Below are 6510 nucleotides of genomic sequence, written 5' to 3' on the forward strand. Positions count from 1 at the left end.
GCCGGCCTCGACCCTTTCCTCACGCCCGGTGGCGCGCTGCGCCCCCCCCCCGCCGATTTGGTGCTGAATTCACCGGGGGTTTCGGGGCTCGACGGCTTCTTTGCCGCCCGGATAAGAAGGACGATTTAGGACGTTATTGCATAAATCTTGCCGACTTTTTTAGCGACGCCCAGGTCATGGCCGCGTGAAGGGGTTCACTTCGTGGAATCCGCCTTCGCATAAGTTCTTGAATCATATAAGCTTGTGCTTAGGGGCTGACGACTATCAGGAGGGGTTTTGGCACTTGCTGCCGGCAGCACGACGCGTCTTTGGACGCTTGTCGCGAGGGAGTTCTGGCGCAAAACGCGCCGGCGCCTTCGTGCCGGTCCTATCTATCGCTGGCGTTATTCCGGCCGCACGCCCGAGCGCGTCCTCATCGCGCCGCCGGATCTGAGGCTCGCCGACCCGCAGATCGCGCTCGAAATCTACTATGGCCGCTATCCGCTGTCCGGCCACATGGTCGAGACCGGCGGCAAATCGCCTTTCCAGATCAATGTGCCCAATCGCGGCTGGCAAAAGTCGCTGCACGGCTTCCGCTGGCTGCGCCATATGCGCGCTGCCGGCACCGAGCTCGCCGCCGCCAATGCTCGCGCCCTGGTCTCGGACTGGATCGTCATGCACGGCAACCAGATATCGGGCGTCGCCTGGGAGCCTGGCACGACAGCCAAGCGGGTGATTGCCTGGCTGCAGCATTCCTCGGTCGTGCTGCAAGGCGCCGAATTCCCGTTCTACCGCGCCTTCCTCAAATCGCTCGCCATGCAGATCCGTTATCTCAGATCGATGGCGCGCGAGATGCCGGACGGCAAGGACAGGCTGCGCGCTCGCATCGCGCTCGCCTTCTCCACCCTGTCGCTACCCGCGCCGGCCTCGGCGCTGCGCGCCGCCACGCGCAACCTGGCCGAGGACCTCGACCACCAGATCCTGCCGGACGGCGGTCACATCTCGCGCAACCCGATGACGGTGCTGGAATTGCTGGCCGACCTTCTGCCGTTGCGCCAGACCTATGCCAACCAGGCCGAGGCGCCGCCGCCGGCGCTGATCAACGCCATCGACCGCATGCTGCCGGCGCTGCGCTTCTTCCGCCACCAGGACGGCAGCCTTGCCCGCTTCAACGGCATGGGCGCCACCATCCACGATCGCATCGCCACCATCCTGCGTCATGACGACACGGTCGGCGCGCCGCTGCTGCACGCGCCCCATTCCGGCTATGAGCGCCTGTCGATGGGCGGCGTCACGGTGATTGCCGACACCGGCCTGCCGCCGCCTGTCGACATCTCCAACGCGGCGCATGCCGGCTGCCTCGCCTTCGAGCTTTCTTCCGGGCGCCAGCATTTCATCGTCAACGCAGGCATCGATACCTATGGCGCCGCCGAATTCCGGCCGCTCGCCCGCGCCACCGCCGCGCATTCGACAGCCACCGTCAACGACACGTCCTCGGCGCGCTTCAGTCACTCGTTGCGGGTCAGCGACCTGCTCGGCTCGCCGCTGATCGGCGGCCCCCAGCACGTGCCCTGCAAGCGCATCGACCAGAAGGGTGTGCAGGGCTTTGTCGCGCGCCACGACGGCTATGCCGCGCGCTTCGGCTTGCTGCACGAGCGGGAGCTGAAGCTGGCGGAGAACGGCAATGTGCTGACCGGCCGCGACCGCTTCCTTCGCCCCGGAGGTGCGGCGATCCGCAACAATGGCCGCGACTTCGTCACCGTGCGCTTCCATATCCATCCCGACATCGGCCTGCTGCACGACGAGCAGGGCCGCCTGACCCTGGCGGCCTCCCAGGGCGACACCTGGGTGTTCACTTGTGCCGAAGTGGCGCCGGAAATCGAGGAATCGATCTATTTCGCCGGGCTCGGCGGACCGCGCCGCAGCCGGCAGATCGTGCTTGCCTTCAAGGCCTCGGAGATCGCCGAGGTGCACTGGCAGCTGACGCGCGCCGCCGTCGCCGGCTATCCCGAGAACAACTGATTCGCGGCCAAGGAACCCGAGTTGCGCGCTTGATTTCCGAGCCTCATATGCTACGGCCCGCGAACGTTCCCAACCAGCCTTGAAAGGCCGCCAGCCATGGCCGTCCCCGCCAAGAACATTCCGGCGCCCGACCTCGTTCCGATTCGCCGCGCGCTGCTTTCCGTTTTCGACAAGACCGGTTTGATCGACTTTGCCAAAGCCCTTGCCGCCGCCGGCGTCGAGCTGGTCTCCACTGGCGGCACCGCGGGGGAGATCGCCGCGGCCGGCCTTGCCGTGCGCGATGTTTCGGAGCTGACCGGCTTTCCCGAGATCATGGACGGCCGCGTCAAGACCTTGCATCCATTGGTGCATGGCGCCCTGCTCGGCGTTCGCGACGATTCCGAGCACGCGAAAGCGATGCACGACCACCACATCCAGCCGATCGACCTCGTCGTGTCCAACCTCTACCCGTTCGAGGAGGTCCGCCGCTCCGGCGCCGGCTACGCCTCGATCGTGGAAAACATCGACATTGGCGGCCCGGCGATGATCCGCGCCTCGGCCAAGAACCACGCCTATGTCGCCATCGTCACCGACCCTGCCGACTACGCCTCGGTGCTCAACGCGCTCGAGATGAATCTCGGCTCGCTGTCGCTCGATTTCCGCAAGAAGCTGGCGGCGAAGGCCTTTGCCCGCACCGCGACCTACGATGCGGCGATCTCCGGCTGGTTTGCCGACACGCTCGAAATCGAGCATCCGACCTGGCGCGCCTTTGGCGGCCGTCTCGACCAGGTGATGCGCTATGGCGAGAACCCGCATCAGGGCGCCGGCTTCTATCTCTCCGGCGACAAGCGCCCGGGCGTCGCGACCGCCAGGCAGCTGCAGGGCAAGCAGCTTTCCTACAACAACATCAACGATACCGACGCCGCCTTCGAGCTGGTCGGTGAATTCGATCCGACCCGGTCAGCGGCGATAGCCATCATCAAGCACGCCAACCCGTGTGGTGTGGCCGAGGGCGCGACGCTGAAGGCGGCTTACGCCAAGGCGCTGGCCTGCGATCCGGTCTCGGCCTATGGCGGCATCGTCGCCATGAACCGCATCCTCGACGCCGAGGCAGCGGAAGAGATCGTGAAGACCTTCACCGAGGTCATCATCGCGCCCGATGCCACCGATGAGGCCGCGGCGATCATAGCGGCGAAGAAGAACTTGCGCCTTCTGGTCACCGGCGGTCTGCCCGACCCGCGCGCCGACGGCACGGTCGCCAAATCGGTCGCCGGCGGGCTGTTGGTGCAAAGCCGGGACAATGCGGTGGTCGACGACCTCGAGCTCAAGGTGGTGACGAAACGCGCGCCGACTCCGGCCGAGATGGCCGACCTTAAATTTGCCTTCCGCGTCGCCAAGCACGTCAAGTCGAACGCCATCGTCTACGTCAAGGACGGCTCGACCGTCGGCATCGGCGCCGGCCAGATGAGCCGCGTCGATTCCTCGCGTATCGCCGCCCGCAAGGCGCTCGACGCTGCCGAGGCGGCTGGCCTGGCCGAGCCGCTGACCAGGGGTTCGGTGGTCGCTTCCGACGCCTTCTTCCCCTTCGCCGACGGCCTGCTGTCGGCCATCGAGGCCGGCGCCACGGCCGTGATCCAGCCCGGCGGCTCGATGCGCGACGAGGACGTGATCGCCGCCGCCGACGAGCACGGCATCGCCATGGTGTTCACCGGCGTGCGGCACTTCAGGCATTGAGTGCCCTTCTTCCCTTCTCCCCTTGTGGGAGAAGGTGGATCGGCGCTTAGCGCCGAGATGGATGAGGGGTGTTCCAGCTTGGCAATGCGCTTGAAATTGCCGCCGCCTCATTCCGTCCAGCACCCCTCATCCGTCGCCTTCGGCGACACCTTCTCCCACAAGGGGAGAAGGAGAGCGCTATTCCACCGGCTTGTCCGCCGGATATGGCGTCCTGACCAGGATTGCCATGCCGAGGCCGAGGAACAGCGCGATCACCGCCATGCCGAGCCGTGCCGAGCCGCTGGCCAGCGTGATCGTCGACACCAGGAACGGCGCCAGGAAGCTCGTTGCCCTGCCGGCCAGCGCGTAGATGCCGAAATAGCGGCCGGACTCGGCGGCCGTGACGCTGCGCGCCATGTAGGAGCGCGAGGAGGCCTGGACCGGCCCGAAGGCGAGTCCGATCAGCAGGCCGTAGAGGATGTAGGCCTTTTCGGCCGCGGTGCCGAAGAGGCCGCCGGAATCGGTGGTGGGCAGCTGTATTAGGCCGAGCAGCGTGAAGCCTGGCCCGGTCGACACGACGCCGATCGTAGCCACCAAAAGCAGCATCAGCGCAATCATCACCACGGCCTTCGATCCGAGCGCGGTGTCGAGGCGCGCGGCGATCCAGCAGCCGAAGATCGCGACGACGTTGAGGATGATGCCGAAAATGCCGATCTCGGTGATCGACCAGTTGAACATGCCGGCGGCAAAGGTGCCGCCGAGCGCCAGGAGCGCGTTGACGCCGTCCTGATAGATCATGCGGGCGACGAGGAAGCGGAAGATGCCGACGCGCTTGCGCACCTCGAAGAGCGTGGACTTCAATTCCGACAGGCCCTCTCGCACCGCCGGGCCCATTGAAAGCCCCTTGATGGCGTCCGGCGTGAAGATGAACATCGGCAGGATGAACAGGAAGTACCATCCGGCCGACATCGGCCCGGTGAAGCGCGCGTCCTCGCCAAGCTTAGGATCGAGCCCGAACAGCGGGTCGAGGCCGATGATCGTCTTGCCGGTTTCCAGATTGCCGGCCAGGAACAGCACCACGAAGATCAAGGCCACCATGCCGCCGAGATAGCCGAGTCCCCAGGCGATGTTGGAGATCTTGCCGATATCCTCCTTGGGCACCAGGCGCGGCATCATGGAATCGTTGAAGACGGTGGAGAATTCCGCGGCCACAGAGGCGAGCGAGAAGAGCAGCACGATCAGGAACAGGCTGGAGCCGGGCGCGGCGAACCAAAGCAGCGTAAGGCTGACGATCTTGACCGCCGCGAAGGAGGCGATCCATGGCTTGCGCGGCCCAGTCTGGTCGGCAATCGAGCCGAGCACCGGCGAAAGCACCGCAATGACGAGACCCGCGGCAGCGATGCCGTAGCCCCAGGCAGCCTGCCCGGTTGTGGGGTCGCTCGCCATGCGCGAGACGAAGTATGGCCCGAAGATGAAGGTGGTGACGACGGTGAAGAAGGGTTGCGCTGCCCAGTCGAAGAACATCCAGCCCCAGATGCCGCGCCCCGTTGCCCGCTGCACTGCTACTTCGGCCATGTCCCCTCCGGCATCGTCCGCTTGCCCCGCGCCCCGCGCATGTCTGCATGTTTTCGGGCGGCGATGCAAATGAACAAGCACGGCGCCGCCGCTCATTGGCTTGCGCGTTTCCACTCCGCGTCAGCGGGAAAAAGAGCGCCGGCCGCGACCTCTTCCTTCTGGGGAAGTCGCACCTCAGGTCCGCATGGGGGTCGGCGCTGCCTCCCGCCCCGCTGCTTCGCAGCGACCCTCCCCGCAAGGGGGAGGGTAAACCTACATCCCCGTCAGGTCGCTCATCAGGCCGGACGCCACCGACAGCCGAGACACGGTGATGTCGCCGCCTTCGGTCAGCGCCTGCAGCCGCTCGCGGATGCGCCCGACATGCTCGCCGCCGGTCTCCAGCCAGGCCGCCACCGGATCCGCCGCGTTGCCGTGGCCGGTGAGCGCGGCGACCGCGATGCCGCGCCTTGCGGCGCCGATCGTGTCGGTCGCGCGCGACAGCGCCAGCTGGTCGTAATAGTCCGGCGGCATGATCGAGCGCGCGGCCTCCTCGACGCGAGGGATGCGAAAAGCGTCGCTGACGGCGAAGAAGGCCCTGGCGGCGCTGACGATGTCGGCATTGGCCGTGCGTGCGGTGAGCGCGATGTCCGGGATCAGGTCGCTCACCTCGGCCAGCGCCAGCTTTTCGGCAAGTTTGTCGGGCGCGCCGCCCTCAAACAGGTCATGGCGCCGCGCCTCGATCCGCTCGCGCGAGAAGGCCGGCAGCAGCGAGATGAGCTTCGGCTCCAAAGCCTTGCGCGCTTCCTGCAAGTCGGCGATGCGCTGGCCCAGCGGTGCCGAGGAGAGGTCGTTCTTCAGGTACCAGCCGCTGGTCATGAAGATGAGCCTGCTGACTGCCTGGTAGAGATCGAGCTGCGTCTGGCCGTCGATCTGGTTGTCGAGGGCATCGATCTCCTTGTAGAGCCAAGGCAGCGCGAAACCGTCGCGCACCAGGGCGAAAGTGCGCACGACGGCGCCCGCTGTGCGGCCCGTCGCTTCCTGCAGCCGGTTGACGAAAGACGGCCCGCCGCGGTTGACGAGATCGTTGGCGACGACGCGCGCGATGATCTCGCGCCGCAGCCGGTGGGCACGGATCTCGCCGGCGAATTTCTTCGCCATCCGCTCCGGGAAATAGCCCATCAGATCGCGGTCGAAATGCGGATCGTCCGGCACGTCGCTGGCGACGATGTCGGAGAAGAGCACGATCTTGGCATAGGCAAGCAG

General features: G+C 66.3%; 3 protein-coding genes and 1 pseudogene. 2 read left to right on the forward strand and 2 right to left on the reverse strand.

The annotated features are described in order from the left end of the window. The first annotated feature begins 276 nt into the window (after nt 1-276). Nucleotides 277-2001 (forward strand): heparinase II/III family protein, encoded by a 1725-nt coding sequence (locus tag EOA75_RS26580; protein ID WP_127325547.1) that lies wholly within the window; start codon nt 277-279, stop codon nt 1999-2001. 96 nt (nt 2002-2097) lie between these two features. Further along, complete coding sequence (gene purH, locus EOA75_RS26585) at nt 2098-3714, forward strand: bifunctional phosphoribosylaminoimidazolecarboxamide formyltransferase/IMP cyclohydrolase (RefSeq protein WP_127325548.1); 1617 nt, start codon at nt 2098-2100, stop codon at nt 3712-3714. Between the two features lie 177 nt (nt 3715-3891). Here purH and EOA75_RS26590 read toward each other — a convergent pair whose 3' ends face one another. Together EOA75_RS26590 and EOA75_RS26595 are read right to left on the reverse strand one after the other, a co-directional pair. Further along, the gene (locus EOA75_RS26590) at nt 3892-5268 is read right to left on the reverse strand and encodes an MFS transporter (RefSeq protein ID WP_127325549.1); all 1377 of its coding nucleotides are present in this window, start codon (nt 5266-5268) and stop codon (nt 3892-3894) included. A 252-nt stretch (nt 5269-5520) separates the two neighbouring features. Then, nucleotides 5521-6510: pseudogene (locus EOA75_RS26595) on the reverse strand (NAD-glutamate dehydrogenase domain-containing protein); the annotation flags it as partial.

Origin of the sequence: Mesorhizobium sp. M1A.F.Ca.IN.022.07.1.1 (genome assembly GCF_003997575.1) — a bacterium.
Lineage (GTDB): Bacteria > Pseudomonadota > Alphaproteobacteria > Rhizobiales > Rhizobiaceae > Mesorhizobium.

Bases quoted from the DNA above. Each gene is read 5' to 3' on its own strand.
- purH (WP_127325548.1), top strand. From the start codon at position 2,098: ATGGCCGTCCCCGCCAAGAACATTCCGGCGCCCGACCTCGTTCCGATT.
- EOA75_RS26590 (WP_127325549.1), bottom strand. From the start codon at position 5,268: ATGGCCGAAGTAGCAGTGCAGCGGGCAACGGGGCGCGGCATCTGGGGC.